13 protein-coding genes are annotated in these 17,479 nt (G+C 72.2%); 9 read left to right on the top strand and 4 right to left on the bottom strand.

Features of this window, described 5'->3' with window-relative positions:
* Positions 1 to 48: 48 nt before the first annotated feature.
* The 3 genes from IW256_RS13705 to IW256_RS13695 are packed head-to-tail and all read left to right on the top strand — an operon-like array spanning position 49 to position 3,288.
* A complete protein-coding gene (locus IW256_RS13705) occupies positions 49 to 1,284 on the top strand; it encodes a zinc-dependent alcohol dehydrogenase (RefSeq protein WP_197011328.1) in 1,236 nt (411 codons plus the stop codon).
* The gene (locus IW256_RS13700; RefSeq protein WP_197011327.1) at positions 1,253 to 2,476 is read left to right on the top strand and encodes an ABC transporter substrate-binding protein; all 1,224 of its coding nucleotides are present in this window, start codon (positions 1,253 to 1,255) and stop codon (positions 2,474 to 2,476) included. The genes IW256_RS13705 and IW256_RS13700 overlap by 32 nt, the downstream gene beginning before the upstream one ends.
* Before the next feature lie 14 nt (positions 2,477 to 2,490).
* On the top strand, positions 2,491 to 3,288 hold the full coding sequence (locus IW256_RS13695) for a class II aldolase/adducin family protein (RefSeq protein ID WP_197011326.1): 798 nt from the start codon (positions 2,491 to 2,493) through the stop codon (positions 3,286 to 3,288).
* Between the two features lie 17 nt (positions 3,289 to 3,305).
* Here IW256_RS13695 and IW256_RS13690 read toward each other — a convergent pair whose 3' ends face one another.
* Complete coding sequence (locus IW256_RS13690) at positions 3,306 to 3,992, bottom strand: FadR/GntR family transcriptional regulator (RefSeq protein ID WP_197011325.1); 687 nt, start codon at positions 3,990 to 3,992, stop codon at positions 3,306 to 3,308.
* 287 nt (positions 3,993 to 4,279) lie between these two features.
* Here IW256_RS13690 and IW256_RS13685 point away from each other — a divergent pair, with 287 nt between their 5' ends.
* From IW256_RS13685 to IW256_RS13665, 5 genes are all read left to right on the top strand, one after another.
* Complete coding sequence (locus IW256_RS13685) at positions 4,280 to 5,152, top strand: branched-chain amino acid ABC transporter permease (RefSeq protein WP_197011324.1); 873 nt, start codon at positions 4,280 to 4,282, stop codon at positions 5,150 to 5,152.
* Complete coding sequence (locus tag IW256_RS13680) at positions 5,149 to 6,198, top strand: branched-chain amino acid ABC transporter permease (RefSeq protein WP_197011323.1); 1,050 nt, start codon at positions 5,149 to 5,151, stop codon at positions 6,196 to 6,198. Before IW256_RS13685 ends, IW256_RS13680 begins: the two co-directional genes overlap by 4 nt.
* Positions 6,195 to 6,980, top strand: a complete 786-nt coding sequence (locus IW256_RS13675; RefSeq protein WP_197011322.1) for an ABC transporter ATP-binding protein — start codon at positions 6,195 to 6,197, stop codon at positions 6,978 to 6,980. Before IW256_RS13680 ends, IW256_RS13675 begins: the two co-directional genes overlap by 4 nt.
* A 7-nt stretch (positions 6,981 to 6,987) precedes the next feature.
* Entirely contained in the window at positions 6,988 to 7,725 is a 738-nt protein-coding gene (locus IW256_RS13670) for an ABC transporter ATP-binding protein (RefSeq protein ID WP_197011321.1), read from the top strand.
* A 98-nt stretch (positions 7,726 to 7,823) separates the two neighbouring features.
* The gene (locus IW256_RS13665; protein ID WP_197011320.1) at positions 7,824 to 8,609 is read left to right on the top strand and encodes a FadR/GntR family transcriptional regulator; all 786 of its coding nucleotides are present in this window, start codon (positions 7,824 to 7,826) and stop codon (positions 8,607 to 8,609) included.
* A 95-nt stretch (positions 8,610 to 8,704) separates the two neighbouring features.
* On the opposite strand, the gene IW256_RS13660 is transcribed toward IW256_RS13665, so the two are convergent.
* Positions 8,705 to 11,800: a M14 family metallopeptidase gene (locus IW256_RS13660; protein ID WP_197011319.1), complete on the bottom strand. Its 3,096-nt coding sequence runs from the start codon at positions 11,798 to 11,800 to the stop codon at positions 8,705 to 8,707.
* Between the two features lie 530 nt (positions 11,801 to 12,330).
* Here IW256_RS13660 and IW256_RS13655 point away from each other — a divergent pair.
* Positions 12,331 to 13,224: a DUF5996 family protein gene (locus IW256_RS13655; RefSeq protein ID WP_231403770.1), complete on the top strand. Its 894-nt coding sequence runs from the start codon at positions 12,331 to 12,333 to the stop codon at positions 13,222 to 13,224.
* An 8-nt stretch (positions 13,225 to 13,232) separates the two neighbouring features.
* Here IW256_RS13655 and IW256_RS13650 read toward each other — a convergent pair whose 3' ends face one another.
* Both IW256_RS13650 and IW256_RS13645 read right to left on the bottom strand, forming a co-directional pair.
* Positions 13,233 to 14,513 (bottom strand): amidohydrolase family protein, encoded by a 1,281-nt coding sequence (locus IW256_RS13650; protein ID WP_197011317.1) that lies wholly within the window; start codon positions 14,511 to 14,513, stop codon positions 13,233 to 13,235.
* A 320-nt stretch (positions 14,514 to 14,833) separates the two neighbouring features.
* On the bottom strand, positions 14,834 to 17,398 hold the full coding sequence (locus IW256_RS13645; protein ID WP_197011316.1) for an excinuclease ABC subunit UvrA: 2,565 nt from the start codon (positions 17,396 to 17,398) through the stop codon (positions 14,834 to 14,836).
* Positions 17,399 to 17,479: the final 81 nt, after the last annotated feature.

Raw genomic sequence — 17,479 nt, 5'->3', positions numbered from 1 at the left:
CGCGCCGCGTGTCCGCCGGGACCCCGGCCGCACCGGGACGAGCACCCGATGACCATGGCGGGCACGGCCCGCGCGGTGCTCCAGCGATCCCCGCGCCACCTCGACCTGGTGGAACTGCCCCTCCCGCCGATCGGGCCGGACGAGGCGCTGCTGCGCGTCGAGGCGTGCGGGATCTGCGGGACCGACATCGAGGAGTACACCGGCGCGCTGTTCGACACCATCGGCCCGACCTCCCCGTTCATCCCCGGTCACGAGCCGGTGGGGCGGATCGCGGCGATCGGCGCGCGGGCGGCGCGGCGCTGGCGCCTCGCCGAGGGCGACCGCGTCGTGGTCGAGCCGGCGCTGCCGTGCGGCGCGTGCCGGGACTGCCGGACGGGCCGCTACGTCCTGTGCGCCGGCTGGGACCACTACCCGATGAGCTACGGGTTCGTCCCCGCCGGGATCCCGCCCGGGCTGTGGGGCGGATTCGCCGACCACATGTACCTGCACCCCAACTCGGTCCTGCACCGGGTCTCCGACGCCGTGGACGTCAGGGCCGCCGCGACGTTCAACGCCCTGGCCGCCGGGATCGAGTGGGCCGCCGAGGTCCCCGGCACCCGGGCGGGCGACTGCGTGGTCGTGCTGGGCGCCGGGCAGCGCGGGCTGGCCTGCGTCCTGGCGGCGCGGGCGGCGGGCGCCGGCCCGGTGGTCGTCACCGGCCTGGCGTCCGACCGGCACCGGCTCGACCTCGCGCTGGAACTCGGCGCGACCGGCGCCGTGGAGGCCGGCGGGGGCGATGTGCCCGAGAAGGTCCTCGCGCTGACCGGCGGCGTCCCCGCCGACGTGGTGATCGACGTCGCGTCCCGCGACCCCGCCACCGTGCTGGACGCGCTGCGGATCGTCCGGCGCGGCGGGACGGTCGTCCTCGCCGGGCTCAAGGGCGGCAGGCCGGTGCCCGGCTGGCCCGTCGACGACGTGGTCACCAAGGGGCTGCGGGTGCAGGGCGTCCGCGCGGTCGGGCACACCTCGTTCCGCCGCGCCGTCGCCCTGATCGAGGCGGACGACCGGCCGCTGCACAAGATCGTCACCCACACCTTCGACCTCCCCGACGCGGCCGAGGCCATCGAGACGCTCGCCGGGAACCGCCCGGGGACCGCCCCGGTCAGCGTCGTCATCACCCCCGGCTCCCCCGGCTCTCCCGTCATCGCACCGGGCTCCGCGTCGGCCAACGACCCCGTCCCCCCGCCTCCCACCCACCCCAAGGAGGGCCCCTATGGCACGGACCACCCTGAGACGCGGCGGTAACGCGGGCAAGGCCGCGGCCCTGTTCGCGGCGCTGCCCCTGCTGGCGGCCGGCGCGTGCGCGTCGGGCTCCGGATCGGCCGGGAGCGATGACGGCACCATCGTCATCGGCATGGACCAGGACACCGCCGGCGGCGCCGCCGCGTACGCCTCGATCGTCGGCGCCACCGTCAAGGACGCCGTGGCCCAGATCAACGAGCGGGGCGGCATCGGCGGCAGGAAGCTCAAGCTGATCGTCAAGAGCGACGACAACGACGCGACCAAGGCGCCGACCGTCGTCCGCCAGCTGCTCAGCCAGGGCGCGCAGGCGCTCATCATGAACTCCGGCGGGCAGTCCGTCCTGCAGGTGCAGGCGCTGCTGAAGCAGCAGAAGGTGCCCGCGATCGCGCCGGTGAACATCACGCCCGGCATCGGGGACGGCCCCAACTCCGCCTACACCTACTCGCTCGCCAACCCGACCGCGGACTTCGGCAAGGTCTACGCCGAGGCGTTCAAGAAGGCCGGCCACACCAAGCTCGCCCTGTTCAAGGACGACAGCGCGTCCATCGCCGGGATGGAGAAGGCGCTGCTGGGCCCCATCCGTGAGGCCGGGATCCAGGTCGTGGCGACCGAGATGGCGCCGGTGGACACCAGTGACGTCACCGCGCAGATCACCCGGATCAAGCGGGCGGCTCCGGACGCGATGCTCGTCGCCGCGCTCGGCGGGCAGATGGAGGTGCTCGTCCACAACACCGCGCACCAGCTCCTCCCGGGCATCGACCGCTTCTCGCTCGCCTCCATCGGCAACCAGCCGGACCTGTGGGGGCAGGCGCGGCAGGGGGCGCTGGACAGGCTCGTGTTCGTCGGCTCCATCACCGACGACAACGACCGGAGCGCCGAGCTGGGCAGGTTCCTGGCGAGCAGGCGCGGGGGCAAGGCCGAGGTGACCGCCTACGACGCGCAGGCGTACGACGCGGTCGGGATGCTCGCCAAGGCGATCGAGGCGGCCGGGTCGAAGGTCGACGGAGAGGCCATCAACAAGGGGCTCGAGCAGGTGTCCGGCTACCCGGCGTCGTTCGGGCAGAAGGGCTACACCCTGTCCTTCCGGCCCGGCAAGCACAGCGGCACCGACGGCCTGTGCGGCCTGATCCTCAAGCAGTTCGAGAACGGGAAGCCGGGCCGGCAGTGGCCCACCTACCAGCCCGAATGCGGCTGACGAGCGGAGGAATCGTGACCTTGAACGTTGAACGCCGGCTCATGCCGCCACCGGTCGCCGGGGGCGCCGCCGAGTGGACGCCGCGGGTGATGCCGCCGATCGGCCGGGACCTCAGCGAGCGGCAGAAGCTGGCGTGCGCGTTCCGCATCCTGGGACGGTCCGGCTTCACCGAGAACATCGCGGGCCACATCACCGTCCGGGCGGACGACGCGGAGGAGCTGCTGGTCAACCCGTGGGGCGTGTGGTGGGAGGAGATGACGGCCGCCGACATCTGCCGGGTCTCGATGGACGCGACGGTCATCGAGGGCAGGTGGGACGTCACCCCCGCGATCCACATCCACACCGAGCTGCACCGCCGCCGCCCGGACGCGCGCGTCGTCATCCACAACCACCCGTACCACGCGACGGTGCTGGCGGCGCTCGGGGTGCTGCCCGAGTTCCTGCACCAGACCGGGTCGATGTTCGACGGCGACCTGGCCTTCGTCGACGAGTACACCGGTGAGATCGCCACCTCCGACCTCGGGGCCGACCTCGCCGACCGGATCGGCGACAAGTCGGTGGTGCTCCTCGCCAACCACGGCGTGATCGTGACCGGTCCGTCGGTGGAGGAGGCGACCTACCGCGCGGCGACGGTGGACCGGCAGTGCCGGCTCATGCACGACGTGCTGGTCTCCGGGCGCGACCACACCCTCGTGGCCCCCACCCTGCGGCGCAGCATGAAGGCGTCGCTGCTCGAACGCGGCACGGACTTCTTCTGGAACGGGGCCGTCCGCGCGCTGCTGCGCGACCATCCGGAGGTGCTGGACCGCTGACCGGGCCGGAGGACGGCTCAGTCGAGGACGTGGCACTGGGCGGCGCTGAGGTGGCGCCGCGCGGCGCGTTCGGCGCCCGCGGCGTCACCGGCGGCGATCAGCTCGACCAGCCGCCGGTGCGCCTTCACGCCCTGGGAGCGCTGGTCGAGACCCGGGAACTCGCCGCGGCCGGCGGCGCCGCCCGCCCATTCCTGCTCGGCGGTGGTCCAGAGCCGTTCGAGCGCGCCCACGGCCACCGCCATCGCGTCGTTCCCGCAGCCGAACACCAGCTGGGCGTGGAAGTCGCGGGCGGCGCGGATGAACCCGAACGGGTCGTCCAGGTGCTCCTCGACGTCGCGCTGGGCCGCCTCGAGCGCGGGGACGACGTTGTCGTGCCGGTCGGGACGCTCGGCGCACAGGCCCGCGCACACCGGCTCCAGCCGTACCAGGGCGGTGGCGATGTCGGCGGGGTCGGCCTGCCGCGAACGCAGCACCAGGTCGATGGCCTGCGCCGCCGTCTCGGTGCGCGGGACGTGGACGATCGCGCCGCCCTTGTTGCCGCGCAGGACGGTGATGAGGCCCTCGGACTCCAGGATGCGCAGCGCCTCGCGCATGGGCGGCTTGCTGACCCCGAACTCGGTGAGGAGGTCGTCCTGCGGGCCGATGATCTCGCCGTCGGCCAGCTCGCCGCTGACGATCCGCTCCCGCAGCACGGAGGCGACCATGTCGGCGAGACGGGGCTGGCGAATGCGCGCCGGGCGCGATCCCTCCACCGATCCCCCGTCGTGAGTGCGATGAGCCAACGGACTCCTAACGTCTAAATCTTAGCATCCGCAAGGGAGGCCAGAGCGAGGGACGGGTGCCGGACGAGCCGGCCGCCGCCCTCTCCGGCCACCTCGCCGAAAGGACTGGTCACGGCCGCCTCCCCGGATTCCGGACCGCCCACAAGTGAGCATTGTCATAGCTAACTTTTAAACATAAGATCCCACGGAAGCAGCTCAAAAGGAGCGGGATGTCTGCGCAACTGTGGGTCTCGGCCGTCCAGATCGGATGCTTCTTCGGACTGGTGGCGCTCGGCTACTACCTGGTCCTCGAAGGAGCCGACTTCTTCAACTTCGCCCTCGGTCCCTTCGCGATGTTCTCCGGCCTGACCACCTCCTGGCTGATGGCCGAACGGGGGTGGCCGCTCGGGTTCGCCGCCGTCCTCGGCATCGCGGTCGCCGCGCTGCTCGCGGTCGTCACCGAGGTCGCGCTCGTACGGCCGATCGACGCGCGCTCGGGCGGCGGCGAGCTGCCGTCCCTGATCGCGGTGGTCGCGGTGCTGTTCGCGGTCGAGCAGCTCGCCGGCACCCTGTTCGGCCGGCACCTGATGCCGGGCCGGTCCTGGCTGCCCGACACCTCCCTCGACCTCGGGGTGGCCACGGTGGACGGGCAGACGCTGGTGCTCGTCGCGGCCACGCTCGTCACGTTCACCGGCGTGTGGCTGTGGATGCGCAAGTCCAGGTACGGCCGCATCCTGCGCGCCGTCGGCAGCAACCGGGAGGCGGCGCGCACCCTCGGGATGCCGGTCGGGCGGGTGCGGCTGGTCGCGTTCGCCCTCGCCGGCCTCGTCGTCGGGCTGGCCGGGAACCTCTTCTCGGCCAAGGCCGGGGTGAGCTTCCAGTCCGGCTTCGGATGGGCGCTGTCGGGATTCCTCGCCATGGTGATCGGCGGGACGGGGTCGGTCTGGGCGCCGCTGGCCGGCGGCCTGCTGCTGGCGCTCGCCCAGACGCTGGTCCCCTACTACCTGGGCAGCGCCTCGCTCGACTACGCCGTCCTGGCCGTCGCGATCCTGTTCTTCGCGCTGCGCCCGAGCGGCCTGTTCGTACGGAGGGTCAGAGTATGACCGCGGTATCGGCACACGGAGAGACGCCGCACGCCGGCCCGGCCGGCCGGCTCCGGTCGGCGGAGACGGCCCGCGTCCTCGGCACGCTCGCCCTCACCCTGGGCGTGATCGCGTGGGCGGGCGGCGACCTGTTCCGGCAGGACCTGGCGATCCTCGGCGCCACCTACGCGCTGCTCGCGCTCGGCATGTACATGCCGTTCAACCTGGCGGGGGTGCTCTCGCTCGCCTACAGCGCCTACGTCGCGATCGGCGGGTACGCGGTCGGGCTCGTGGCCACGAAGACCGGCTGGCCGCTGCCGCTGGCCTTCCTCCTGGGAGCGGTCGCCTCCGCCGCCCTGGCGGTGGCGCTCGGGTTCGCGACGCGGCGGCTGTCGGGCTTCTACCTGGCGGCCGTGACGCTTCTGTTCGGGGTCGCCTTCCAGAGCTTCCTGCTGGACGCCAAGGGGATCACCGGCGGCGCGCTCGGCATCGGCTCCATCCGCCCGCTCACCCTGTTCGGCGCCGAGCTGGACCGGCTGTCGCTCATCGCCCTCGCGCTGCTGACCGTCTGGATCGTCGCGGTGGCCATGGACCGGGTCCGCCGGTCACCGTTCGGCGTGGCGCTGCAGAGCTCCCGGGACGTCCCGGCCGCGGTCGAGGCCGCGGGGGTGGGCGTCCCCGCCCTCCGGCTGACCGTCCTCGGGGCCGGGGCGGCGGTCGCGTCCCTCGGCGGCGCCCTGTTCACCACGGCCAACCAGACGATCGGGCCCGACACGTTCACCCTGCACCTGGTCACGCTGGCGATCTTCATGCCGCTGCTCGGCGGGCAGGGGTCGGCCTGGGGCGCGGTGCTCGGCGCGGTCCTGGTCGTCCAGCTGACCTTCAACCTGCAGATCTTCGAACGCGCCGGATCGCTGATCTTCGGCGTCGCGGTGCTGGCCGTCCTGGTGATCGCGCCGCGCGGGATCCTCGGGTACGCCGGGCAGGCCGCCCGGTGGCTGCACCGGCGCCTCGCACGCGCGAGAGGGACCGCGCAAGGGACCGGGAGCGGAGGAACGGCACGATGACGACGACCACTCTCCTCGAAGGCACCGGGCTCGGTAAGAGCTACGGCGGCGTCCGCGCGGTCGACGGCGTGTCGCTGCGCCTGTCCGCCGGGGAGGTCCTCGGGCTGATCGGCCCGAACGGCGCCGGTAAGACGACGCTGGTGGACCTGCTCGACGGCGCGCAGCCCGCCGACCGGGGGACGCTGTCCATCCGGGGGCGCAGGCTCACCGGCCCGCCCTCGCGGCGGGCCCGCGCCGGGCTCGCCCGGACCTTCCAGCACCCGCACCTCGCCCTCGACCTCACCGTCCGCGAGAACATCCTGCTCGGCGCCGCCGCCCCCCGGCTCGCCGGGATCGGCGGGCTGCTCGGCGGCCTGGCCGCGGGCGCGCTCCGTCCCGCGGGGTCCCGCTTCGACGCCACGCTGCGCCAGGTCGCCGGGGCCCTCGACCTCGGCGACCTGGGCCGCCGCTGCGGCGACCTCACGCTCGGGGAGCAGCGGCTCGTCGAGGTCGCCCGCGCGATCGCCCAGCGGCCCTCGGTGCTGCTGCTGGACGAGCCGTTCGCCGGCGCCGACGCGACCGGCGTCGCGGCGATCTCGGAGGCGGTGCGCGCCGTGCGCGCCCAGGGCCACGGGATCATCCTGGTCGACCACAACGTGGACATCGTCGCGTCCCTGGTCGACCGGATCATGCTGCTGCGCTCGGGCACGGTCGTCTTCGACGGCGACCCGGCCGAATGCCTGGCCAGCCCGGAGATGCAGGACGTCTACTTCGGAACCGGCGGTGAGAACGTTGTCGCATGAGCTCTCGGTGAGCGGCCTGTCCGTCCGGTACGGCGATTCGATCGCCGTGTCGGACGTGTCCCTCACCTTCCCCGGGGGCGCGGTCAGCGCGGTCGTCGGCCCCAACGGGGCCGGGAAGTCCAGCCTGCTGCTCGCCGCGTACGGGTCGGTCGCGTCCACCGGCCGCGTCACCCTGGACGGCGAGGACGTCAGCGGGCTCGGCGCCGCCCGGCGGTCCGGGCGCGGGCTCGCCCTCGTCCCGCAGGGCCGGCAGATCTTCCCGACCATGACCGTCCGGGAGAACATCCAGGTCATGGCGGACACGCTCGGCCTGCCCGGCCGTGAGGTCGAGACGGCCCTGGACCGCTTCCCCGTCCTGCGCGAGCGCGCCCGCGCGCTCGCCGGGGTCCTCAGCGGCGGCGAGCAGCAGATGCTGGCGGTGTCCCGTGCCCTGATGGGCTCGCCCAAGGCGCTGCTGCTGGACGAGATGTCCACCGGCCTGGCGCCGCTCATCGTCGCCGAGCTGATGGACACCGCCCGCCGCCTCGCCGACGAGGGCACCGCCGTGGTGGTCGTCGAGCCGTCGATCGGCGCCGTCCGGGACCGGATCGACCGGGGCTACGTGCTGCTGCGCGGCCGGGCGTCCGAGCCCGTCGGCGGCGGCCGGGCGCTGGAGGCCGCCTACCAGCACGCCATGGGCGTGACGGTCGCCGAGAAGCCCGGGGAGGCCGTCCGGCACGCGGTTTCGCAGCGGAACGGAAGATGAGATAGATGTGATGGCCTGAAGGTGAGGGCCGCGACGACGACAGCCGGAAGGACAGGGACACGGTGGAGGACACGGGGAGCCCGGAGCCGCGCGCGCAGATGCGTCAGCCACGGGTGGCGGACCTGCTCGCCGACACCCTGCGGTCGCGGATCCTGCGGGGCGAGCTGCCGGACGGGAGCCTGCTGCCCAAGCAGTCGGCCCTGCTGGAGGAGTTCGGGGTCAGCAAGCTCGCCGCCAGGGAGGCGCTGCGCATCCTGGAGACCGAGGGGCTGATCACCGTCCGGCGCGGCAACACCGGCGGTTCGGTCGTGCACGCGCCCAAGCGCGACAGCGTCGCCTACATGCTCGCGCTCGTGCTGGAGTCCCGGCGGACCGCGCTGCCGGACGTCGGGTTCGCGCTCCAGCAGATCGAGCCGTTCTGCGCCTCGCTGTGCGCGCAGCGCCCCGACCGGCACTCGGCCGTCGTGCCCGCGCTGCGCCGTGCCCACGAGAGCCTCGTCCACGCCGTCGAGACCGGTGACGAGAAGCGCGCGACGCCCGCGTCCCGCGAGTTCCACGAGGCGATCGTCCGGCTGTGCGGCAACGAGACGCTGTTCGTGGTGGCGGGCGCCCTGGAGACGCTGTGGACGGCCCAGGAGCGGGACTGGTCGGAGCAGGCCACCCGCACCGGGTCCTTCCCCGAGCCCGCGCTGCGCCGCCGGGCCCTTGACGAGCACGCGCGGGTGCTCACCCTCATCGAGGAGGGCGACGCCGACGGCGCGGCCCGGCTCCTGCGTGACCACCTGCGCACCGCGCAGAAGTTTCCGACGACCGGCGTCACCGAGGACCTGCCCGTCCAGGCGACCCTCCTGCGCCCGCTGGTCCAGCCCGCCGAGCGCCCCTGACCGCCCGGCCGGGAAGACGGTGGCGGGCCACCCCCTCGTGAGGAGGGGGTGGCCCGCCGTCTTCCGGTCATGGACCTGTGGTCAAGCCGCCCGGGTCACCCCAGGAGGTGCCGCATCGCCCTCTTGACGAACTCGTCGCGGGCCGCGGGGGCCAGCCCCTCGGCGCCGAAGCCGACGTAGACGGTGTCCTTGGTGACGACGCCCGCGCCCTCCTCGAAGGCCCGCTGGCTCCTGGACCAGTCGTTGGCCGCCGGGGCCGATCCCTCGGGCGGGCCCGCGACGGTCCAGCCGCCGAGGTCGGTCTCGAAGGAGGTCTCCGAGATCGTCTCGCCGCCGGCCGTGATCTTGGCGTCGTCGACGAACACGCCGAGCCCCTGGGTTCCCCAGTCGCTGGCGTAGGAGATCGACAGCTCGACCTTCTTCCCGGCGTACGCCGACAGGTCGATCGACCACTGCTGGTAGCCGTTGGACTTCCCGCCGGCCGCGTGCCAGGTGCCGGTGGTGCCCTTGGGCGAGCAGTCCTGCCCCTGGTAGTGGTTCAGCCGCGGGTGCAGCGCGCGCCAGCCGGACGCGCAGCTCTCCCCGGTCGACTGCTGGGTGTGGCCGTTCGCGTCGGGCAGGGTCGTCCAGTCGTCCTGGCCCTCCGTCCGCGCCTCCACGAACATGAAGTCCCAGTCCAGCTCGGTCTCGTAGGAGGTGTGGAAGGTCAGTTCGCCGCCGGTCTTGCCGGTGAGGTCGACCGTCCTGGTGAGCCGCTTGAACGACACGTCGGCCTGGCCGCTGTAGGCGTACCACTCACCGGTCCGCGGGTCGTACGGCGCGCCGCCCGGCCGGTCCCACTTGATCGGGGCCTCGGTCGCGAACTGCGGGAACTTGTCCTTCGGCAGGAAGCTGGACGTGCTCAGGAACGACGCGGTGTGGTCCTGGTTGTTCGCCGAGCCCGCGCCGTTGAGCGCTCCCTGGAATCCGTTGAAGGCACCGCCCGAGCCCTTGACCGGGTACGGCTTGCCGTCCTGGCCGGTGCCACCGTCGCTGACGTAGCTGTAGGCGCCCAGGTAGTACTGCAGGAAGTCGTTGAACATCGGCAGGCACGGCGGGTCCGTGCGCACGCTGCACTCCGGCTGGGCGGGCACCTGCGGCTCGTAGAAGTACACGCCGTCGGCGCCCTGGGCCAGGCCCGCGTTCTTGCCGGTGAGCAGCAGCTTGCCGCCCTCGTTGAGATAGTCGCGGACGGTCAGTTCCAGATCGAAGGCGAGCTTGGCCGCGGTGCCGGCCGGCTGGGCGGCGTCGCGCGTCACCACGTCGTCCCCGGTCTCCCAGACGACGGCCTTGTAGTGGCTCAGCACGCCCAGGTGGTGCGGTGCCTTGCGGCCGTTCCGGTCGACGTCGTAGACGTCGGAGGCGTAGCCGGCCTTCTTGAGCGCGGCGGCGTAGGTGCCGGCGTACTTGGCCTCGGTCACGCCCTGGCTCGGGCTGGCCCCGGTCACGTCCTCCGCGGCCAGTACCAGGACCTTGCCGCCGATGTCCTTCGAGACCGAGTAGGTGAACTTCTGGCTGGAGACCTTCGCGCCCTTCTTGCGGGCCTCGAACCACACCTCCACCTTGTCACCGGGCTTGGTGTCGCGCACGGTGCCGCGGTACTCGCCGTAGTAGTGCCGGCCCTCGTTGCCGTACCGCTCGCCGCCCTTCCACTCGCGGACCGAGGCGGTCTTGGTGCGGCCTCCGTTGACGCTGTAGCGCAGGGTGAGCGCCGTCAGCGACTTGCGGGCGGTGACCGCCACCGGCTGGTTCCGTCCGTGGGAGACCTCGAAGGCGTCGGCCACCAGGTCGGGCGTGGTCTTGCCGACCACCGACACGGGCTGGTCGGGGGTGTGCGCCGACTTGGCGGTGGCGATCGCCAGCGGGAGGTTCTTGGCGAACTCCTGCTGGATCAGCTTCTCGTCGTCGGGGAAGTGGAAGACGCTCGCGCAGTCCTCGGGCCTCCACTGGTCGTCCGGGTCGACGGCGCTGGCCGTCTGGCAGGTCGACATCTCCGGGGTGGTGCTCAGCACGCCGTGCCGCTCGCCCATGTGGCCGTCGGTGTCGCCGTTGGTGATGTAGAGCTCCGCGCCGAGGTCGGGGTCGTACCCCGCCACGGCCGGCTTCTCGTCGTCACCGAGCAGCGCCTCGAAGACGTGGTCGTCCGGGCTCGGGGTCTGCTGCTGCCAGCCGACGCCGTAGAGCAGCAGCTCCGCGGCCGAGTGGTAGTTGACCAGGAACTTCGGCCGCAGCTTCGCGATGAACGCGTCCTGCGCCTTGGTCTCCGGCTCCGAGCCCGGCGCGGGGCCGCGGTAGGTCGCGCTGTCGAACGACGGCGAGGAGCCCTCGTTGTCGTAGCCCCACTTGTAGGGGAAGTTGCGGTTGATGTCGACGCCGTCCGCGGTCGTCAGCCGGCCGTCCCCGTCGTTGTCGCGCAGGTTCTTGCGCCACATCCGATGGGCGGGGTCGAAGGTCAGGTCGTACCCGTCGGGGTTGATCACCGGGATGAACCACAGATCGGTCGTGTCGACGATCTTGGTGATCTCGGCGTTCTTGCCGTAGTTGTCCAGGAAGTGGTGCAGCTGCCGGCGGATGTTCTCGGGGGTGATCCACTCCCGGGCGTGCTGGTTCGCCTGGAAGACCACCGCCGGGCGCGGACCGCGCGTGGGATACGAGCGGGCGCCCTTGGTGACCCGGACGGCGGTGATCGGCTGGCCCTTGAGGGAGGTGCCGATATCGACGGCCTTGGCGATGCCCGGGTGGTCCGCGGCGGCCTTGACGATCTCCTCGCGGAGGTTGCCCGCCCCGGAGTAGGGGCGGAACACCTTGCCCTGCTCGGCGAGCGTCTTGGCCCGCTGCCCCGCGGTCTGGCCCTTGACCTTCTTCACCTGCAGGGGGATGCCCTTGGCCCGCAGGGCCTCGCCCTGGGCGCGGCTCATGACCACTTCGACGGGGGCCTTGCCGCCCGCCGCCTTGCCCAGGGCGATGTCCTCGTGGTCGAGCCCGAGGTCACGGACCTTCTTCAGTTGATCGACGGTGAGCTGACCGGTGAATACCTCGATCCGGTCGTCGTCGCGCGTCTGCCCGGCGAGTGCCGACGTGGTCGGCACCGCGGCCAGCACCCCTGTTCCAAGGGTCAGCGCGGCGATGAAAGAGGTGACTCTGCGCCTCAATGCGCCTCCAGAGAGATGAGGGTCCCGAGGAGCCCCTCGCAGCGGGACGCGCGGCTCTCCTCAAGAAGCGAGGCAAGCGTCGTATGTGGGGTAAGAGGCGATCAATCCCTTAATGAATGTTTATCTATGTTTGCTCTGTAATGGGGTGGATCGCGTAGTGGGCAGACCTTGACAAGGCGGCACCGGGATGGTGCCCCTCACCAGGGCGGATGCGCCCGCCCCGGCCGACGGTGGACCGCGCTGATCGGGTGGCGGTCATCGCGTCCCTTTCCTGGCCACCTCCGGCCTTGGTCCCTCTTTCGGCGAGGCCCCTCAGGGAGGCGCAGTACCGCCCACCAGATCCTGGCGTGCACCCGCCTCGCCTGCGCCGCCGCGGTCCGCTTCCTCGCGCGGACGGGAGGACCGGCCGGACCCGACTCGCCGCGAGTCACCGTGCTAGAGGCGGCGCGTTTCGGGGAACGATGCGGGTGTCGGCAAGCCGGAGAGCTGAGGGGGATCTCATGGCTGGGTCGCAATCGGCATGGCCTTCGTTGCCGGTCGACGAATGGCAGGCCACGCGGGAGACACTGATCCTCTGGACCCAGATCGTCGGGAAGGTCCGGCTGGCCCGTACCCCGCTGCTCAGCCACTGGTGGAACACGCCGCTGTACCTCACGCCCCGCGGCCTCACCACGTCCCTGATCCCGGACGGGCCGGGGCGGAGCTTCGCCATCGACTTCGACTTCCACGCCGACGCCCTCGACATCATCGCGACCGACGGCACGAGCCGCCGCCTCGCGTTGACGTCACCGGCCACCGTCGCGGAGTTCTACGAGCGGCTGATGGGGCTGCTCGACGAACTCGGGCTCCACACCGAGATCTGGCCGGTCCCGGTCGAGCTCCCCGACGCCATACCGTTCGAGGAGGACGACGTGCACGGCCAGTACGACGCCGGCCAGGCCCGCCGGTTCTGGCGGCTGCTCGTGGAGGCGCAGCGGGTGTTCGAGGAGTTCAAGACGCGTTTCGTGGGCAAGGCCAGCCCCGTCCACCTGTTCTGGGGCGCGCTCGATCTGGCGACCACCCGGTTCTCCGGCAGAGGGGCGCCCCCGCATCCCGGAGGCGCTCCCAACTGCGGCCCGCATGTGATGCACGAGGCCTACTCGCACGAACTCAGCAGCTGCGGCTACTGGCCCGGCGGCCCCGGTGAGGGCGTCTTCTACTCGTACGCCTATCCGGAACCGCCCGGCTACAAGGACATGCCTCCCGGCCCGCCGCAGGCCCGCTACGACGAGGAGCTCGGGGAGTTCGTCCTCCCCTATGAGGCCGTGCGCACGGCGCCGGATCCGGACGCCGTACTGCTCGGCTTCCTGCAGTCCACCTACGAGGCCGCCGCGATCCGCGGCGGCTGGGACCGGGAGAGCCTGGAACGCCCGGCGCGGCCCTGAGCGCCGGGTCAGGCGGTGGCCTGGCCGGAGAGCCTGCCCATCTCGATCCCCACGGACTTCTCGAAGCGGCCCTTGTCGTACGAGCGGATGCTCACGTCGTGGCCCGCAGCCTCGGCGCGCAGGGCCCCGACCGTGGAGTCCTCCCGCGACCGGTGGGCGAACGGGTCGAAGGAGTACCACCGCATCGCGTTCTCATGGGTGATCCTGTTGAGCTCGTCGTCGGGCACGCCGGCGGCGACCTCGGCGAGCTCCTCGGGGGCGTGCGGCCAGGACGAGTCGGAGTGCGGGTAGTCGCACTCCCAGGCGATGTTGCCGATGCCGATGTCGTGCCGCAGCCGCACCCCGACGGGGTCGGAGATGAAGCAGGTCAGGAAGTGCTCGCGGAACACCTCGCTCGGCAGCCTGCCGCCGAAGTCCTGCCCGGTCCACAGGTGGTGCATGTCGTAGGTGCGGTCGACGCGGTCCAGGAAGTAGGGGATCCAGCCCGTCCCGCCCTCCGAGAGCGCGAACCTGATGCCGGGGAACTTCTTGATCACCCGGGACCACAGCAGGTCCGCGGCGGCCTGGCAGATGTTCATGGGCTGCAGGGTGATCATGACGTCGATCGGAGCGTCCGGCGCCGTCACCGACAGCCGCCCGGACGAGCCGAGGTGGATGGAGACCACCACGTTCTCGTCGCAGACGGCCCGCCACAGCGGGTCCCAGTACTCGTTGTGGAAGCTGGGGTACCCGAGCGTGGCCGGGTTCTCGGTGAAGGTGATCGAGTGGCAGCCCTTGGCCGCCACCCGGCGGACCTCCCGCGCGCACTCCTCGGCGTCCCACAGCACCGGCAGCGCCATCGGGATGATCCGGCCCGGGTGCGTCCCGGCCCACTCGTCGACGTGCCAGTCGTTGTAGGCGCGCAGCACCGCCAGGGCCAGGTCCTTGTCGTCGGCCGCGGAGAACACCCGCCCGGAGAAGCCCGGGAAGGACGGGAAGTTCATCGACGCCAGGATCCCCCCGGCGTTCATGTCCTTGACGCGCTCGTCGATGTCGTAGGTGCCGGGCCGGATCTCGTCGAAGGCGGTCGGCTCGATGCCGTACTCCTCCTTGGGACGGCCGGCGACCGCGTTGAGACCGATGTTGGGGATGGTCGCCCCGTTGAACGTCCACACGTCCGCGCCGTCCTTGGTCCTCCTGACCCGGGGCGCCCTGTCCCGGTAGCGGTCCGGGATGTGGGCGTCGAACAGGGACGGCGGCTCCACCACGTGATCATCGACGCTGATCATGATCAGGTCCTCGGCGTTCATGTTCCTCCTCGGGCGTGGTCTCCCGCGACACCGGCGCGTGCCCCGGCGGACTGAACAGCGATGTCCAAGAAGTGAACCGCAGTTCAGATGAAGCCGCAAGGGCCTCCCCCCTCCTGCGAGGAGGAGGGCCGGGACGGCGTTACCGCAGCTCAGCGCCGCTTTTCGCGGCCACCGACCTCCGAGGAAGAATCAGATAATGTATTCAAGATCCAATATCTCGACCTTGTGGAGGGCCCGAGGCGTCCCCCTTGGACACGCCCAGCAGGCCCCGGGGCCGCCCCCGGACGGCCGCCCCCCGGGACGGCCGTCCGGGGGGCGGATCAGCGGCGCGCGCCTTCCCGCCGCCCGTCCAGGAGCGGCAGGCCCGCCGCGTACCGACGGAGGAAGCCGGCGGTCGGGGTGTCCGCCGCGGCGACGGTGTCCGGGGTGCCCTCCGCGACCACCGCGCCCCCGTCCGGTCCGGCTCCCGGCCCCAGGTCGATCAGCCAGTCCGCGGAGGCGGCGACGGGGATGTCGTGTTCGGCCACGACGACGGTGTTGCCCGAGTCGAGCAGCACGTCGAGCGCGTCCACCACCCGCTGGACGTCGGACGGGTGCAGCCCCGAGACGGGCTCGTCCAGAACGACGAGGCCGGCCTTGCGGCTCCCGGCCCCGCGCTGGATCGCGGACGCCAGCTTCAGCCGCTGCGCCTCGCCGCCGGACAGCTCCGTGGCGCTCTGGCCGAGCTGGAGGTAGCCGAGCCCCACCCGGTTCAAGGCGACCAGGGTCTCCGCGAGCTGCCGGGGTGCGGGGAAGCGCTCCACGGCCTCGGCGACGGTGAGATCCAGCACCTGGTCGATGGCCAGCCCCTGGTACTCGATCTCCAAGGCCTCCGGCTTGTAGCGCCGCCCCTCGCACGCGTCGCAGACCACCCACACATCCGGCAGGAAGTGCATGTCGACGAGCTTGCGTCCGTAACCGGTGCAGGTCTCGCAGCGTCCGCCACCGGCGGTGTTGAAACTGAACCAGGAGGCGTCGAGCCCGCGCCCGCGCGCCGGACCGGTTCCGGCGAACAGCTTGCGGACGATGTCGAACGCCTTGCTGTACGTGGCCGGGTTGGACCGCGGCGTCCGCCCGAGCGGTTCCTGATCGACGACGGCGACCCAGCCGAACTCCTCCAGGCCGGTCACCTCCCCCACCGTGCCGGTCACCGTCCCGTTCAGGGCGGCCTCCGCGCCCTCCCCGAGCGCGCTGAGCAGGCTGCTCTTGCCGCTGCCGCTCACCCCGGTCAGGCAGGTGAGCCGGCCGGCGGGGAAGCGCACCAGGGGCGCGGTCACGTTGTGCGCGCGCAGGTCGTGCAGCTCCACCCAGCGGGTGCCGTCCCCGGGCGGGCGGCGGGTCCGGCGCAGCCGCGGCCCCGCACCGGCCAGATGGCGTCCGGTCAGCGACTCCGGGTGGGCGGCCGCGGCGGCGGGCGGCCCCGACACCAGGACCTCACCGCCGAGGCGGCCCGCGCCGGGACCCATGTCGATCACCCAGTCGGCCCGGGCGATCAGCTCGGGGTCGTGCTCGACGAGGAGCACCGTGTTGCCGGCCTCGCGCAGTTCCAGGGCGATGTCGAGCAGGTGCGCCTTGTCGGCCGGATGCAGCCCGGTCCCGGGCTCGTCCAGGACGAAGATGATGCCGCTCAGCTCGGTGCTGAGCTGCGCGGCGAGCCGGGTCCGCTGCGACTCGCCCCCCGACAGCGTCGCCGCGCTCCGGGACAGCTGGAGATGGGCCAGGCCGAGCCGGTCGAGGATCCCGAGCCTGCGGTCCAGGTCCTGCAGCAGCGGCTCGCCCACCTCGCGCTGCCGGGCGTCCAGGCCGTCCGCCACGCTCCTCGCCCAGCCGCGCACCTCCCGCACCTCCACCCCGAGCAGGTCGGGGTACGTCATCCCGCCGAGCCGCACGGACCGGGCCACCTGGTCGTACCCGCTGCCGCCGCACGTGCCGCAGGACCGCTTGCGCATGTACGGCAGGTAGCGCTGCTTGGCGCTGGACGTCTGGGCGTTCACGAACACCCGCTCCACCTCGGCGAGCGCGCCCCGGAGCGGCTGGACCGAGGTGTAGGTCATCCGGGCCGTCTCCTTCTTGTTCGGTATATCGACGGTCGCCTCGACCTTCTCGTCGCCGGTGCCGTACAGCACGCAGTGGCGGAAATCCTCGGGCAGCGACCGCCACGGCAGGTCGAGGTCCACGCCCCGCTTCTCGGCGAGCGCCGGTACGAACGCGTGCTCTCCCGACCGCCACTTCGCGAACCAGGGTGAGGCCCCCTTGAAGAGCGGAAGCTCCGGGTGGGTGATGACCAGGTCCTCCGCCGCCTGCCAGCGTCCGCCCACCCCGTGGCAGTCCGCACAGCTCCCTTCCGGCGTGTGGCGGTCGAAGTGGGCGGTCGTCAGATGCCCGTCCCCGGTCTCCGCCGCCGGGTCCGCGCCGATCCCCGGAAGTCGCGAGTACAGCAGCCCCAGATGCCCGTCGATGCCGGTGATCGTCGCGACCGTGGAGCGGGGGTTGCGGTTCAGGCGGCGCTGGTCGACCGCGAGCGTCGCGCCGAGCCCCAGGATCCGGTCGACCTTCGGCCGGTTGCGCTGGGTGATGTACTGCCGGACGAACGGCGAGAGGCCCTCCAGATACCGCAGCTGGGCCTCGTTGTGCAGGGTGTCGATGGCCAGCGAGGTCTTGCCGCTGCCGCTCACTCCGGTGAAGGCGACGAGCCGCCCCTTGGGGATGCTCACGGACACGTCCCGCAGATTGTTCGTCCGCGCCCCCACCACGTCGATGGTCTCGCGTGCGGTGCTCGCGGCGTCCCGGTCGGCGCCCGCCCCGCCGATCTGGGTTCCGTTGAGATCTATGGGCGCGTCACGCATGGAGGTCCTTGTCTGTTCGTGGAAGCCCGGTCCGCGAACGCCGTCGGCGCCGACCGGTGCAACCATGATCGACCCGAAACC

It is taken from the genome of Actinomadura viridis, from assembly GCF_015751755.1.
Classification (GTDB): Bacteria; Actinomycetota; Actinomycetes; order Streptosporangiales; family Streptosporangiaceae; genus Spirillospora; species Spirillospora viridis.
The sequence above is the reverse complement of the archived record's forward strand: the minus strand, read 5'-3'. Positions and strand labels throughout refer to the sequence as shown.

Excerpts from the sequence above, each read along its gene's own strand:
- IW256_RS13705 (WP_197011328.1), top strand. The coding sequence starts at position 49 with ATGACCATGGCGGGCACGGCCCGCGCGGTGCTCCAGCGATCCCCGCGC.
- IW256_RS13700 (WP_197011327.1), top strand. The coding sequence starts at position 1,253 with ATGGCACGGACCACCCTGAGACGCGGCGGTAACGCGGGCAAGGCCGCG.
- IW256_RS13690 (WP_197011325.1), bottom strand. The coding sequence starts at position 3,992 with ATGGTCGCCTCCGTGCTGCGGGAGCGGATCGTCAGCGGCGAGCTGGCC.
- IW256_RS13685 (WP_197011324.1), top strand. The coding sequence starts at position 4,280 with ATGTCTGCGCAACTGTGGGTCTCGGCCGTCCAGATCGGATGCTTCTTC.
- IW256_RS13680 (WP_197011323.1), top strand. The coding sequence starts at position 5,149 with ATGACCGCGGTATCGGCACACGGAGAGACGCCGCACGCCGGCCCGGCC.
- IW256_RS13675 (WP_197011322.1), top strand. The coding sequence starts at position 6,195 with ATGACGACGACCACTCTCCTCGAAGGCACCGGGCTCGGTAAGAGCTAC.
- IW256_RS13665 (WP_197011320.1), top strand. The coding sequence starts at position 7,824 with ATGCGTCAGCCACGGGTGGCGGACCTGCTCGCCGACACCCTGCGGTCG.
- IW256_RS13650 (WP_197011317.1), bottom strand. The coding sequence starts at position 14,513 with ATGAACGCCGAGGACCTGATCATGATCAGCGTCGATGATCACGTGGTG.
- IW256_RS13645 (WP_197011316.1), bottom strand. The coding sequence starts at position 17,398 with ATGCGTGACGCGCCCATAGATCTCAACGGAACCCAGATCGGCGGGGCG.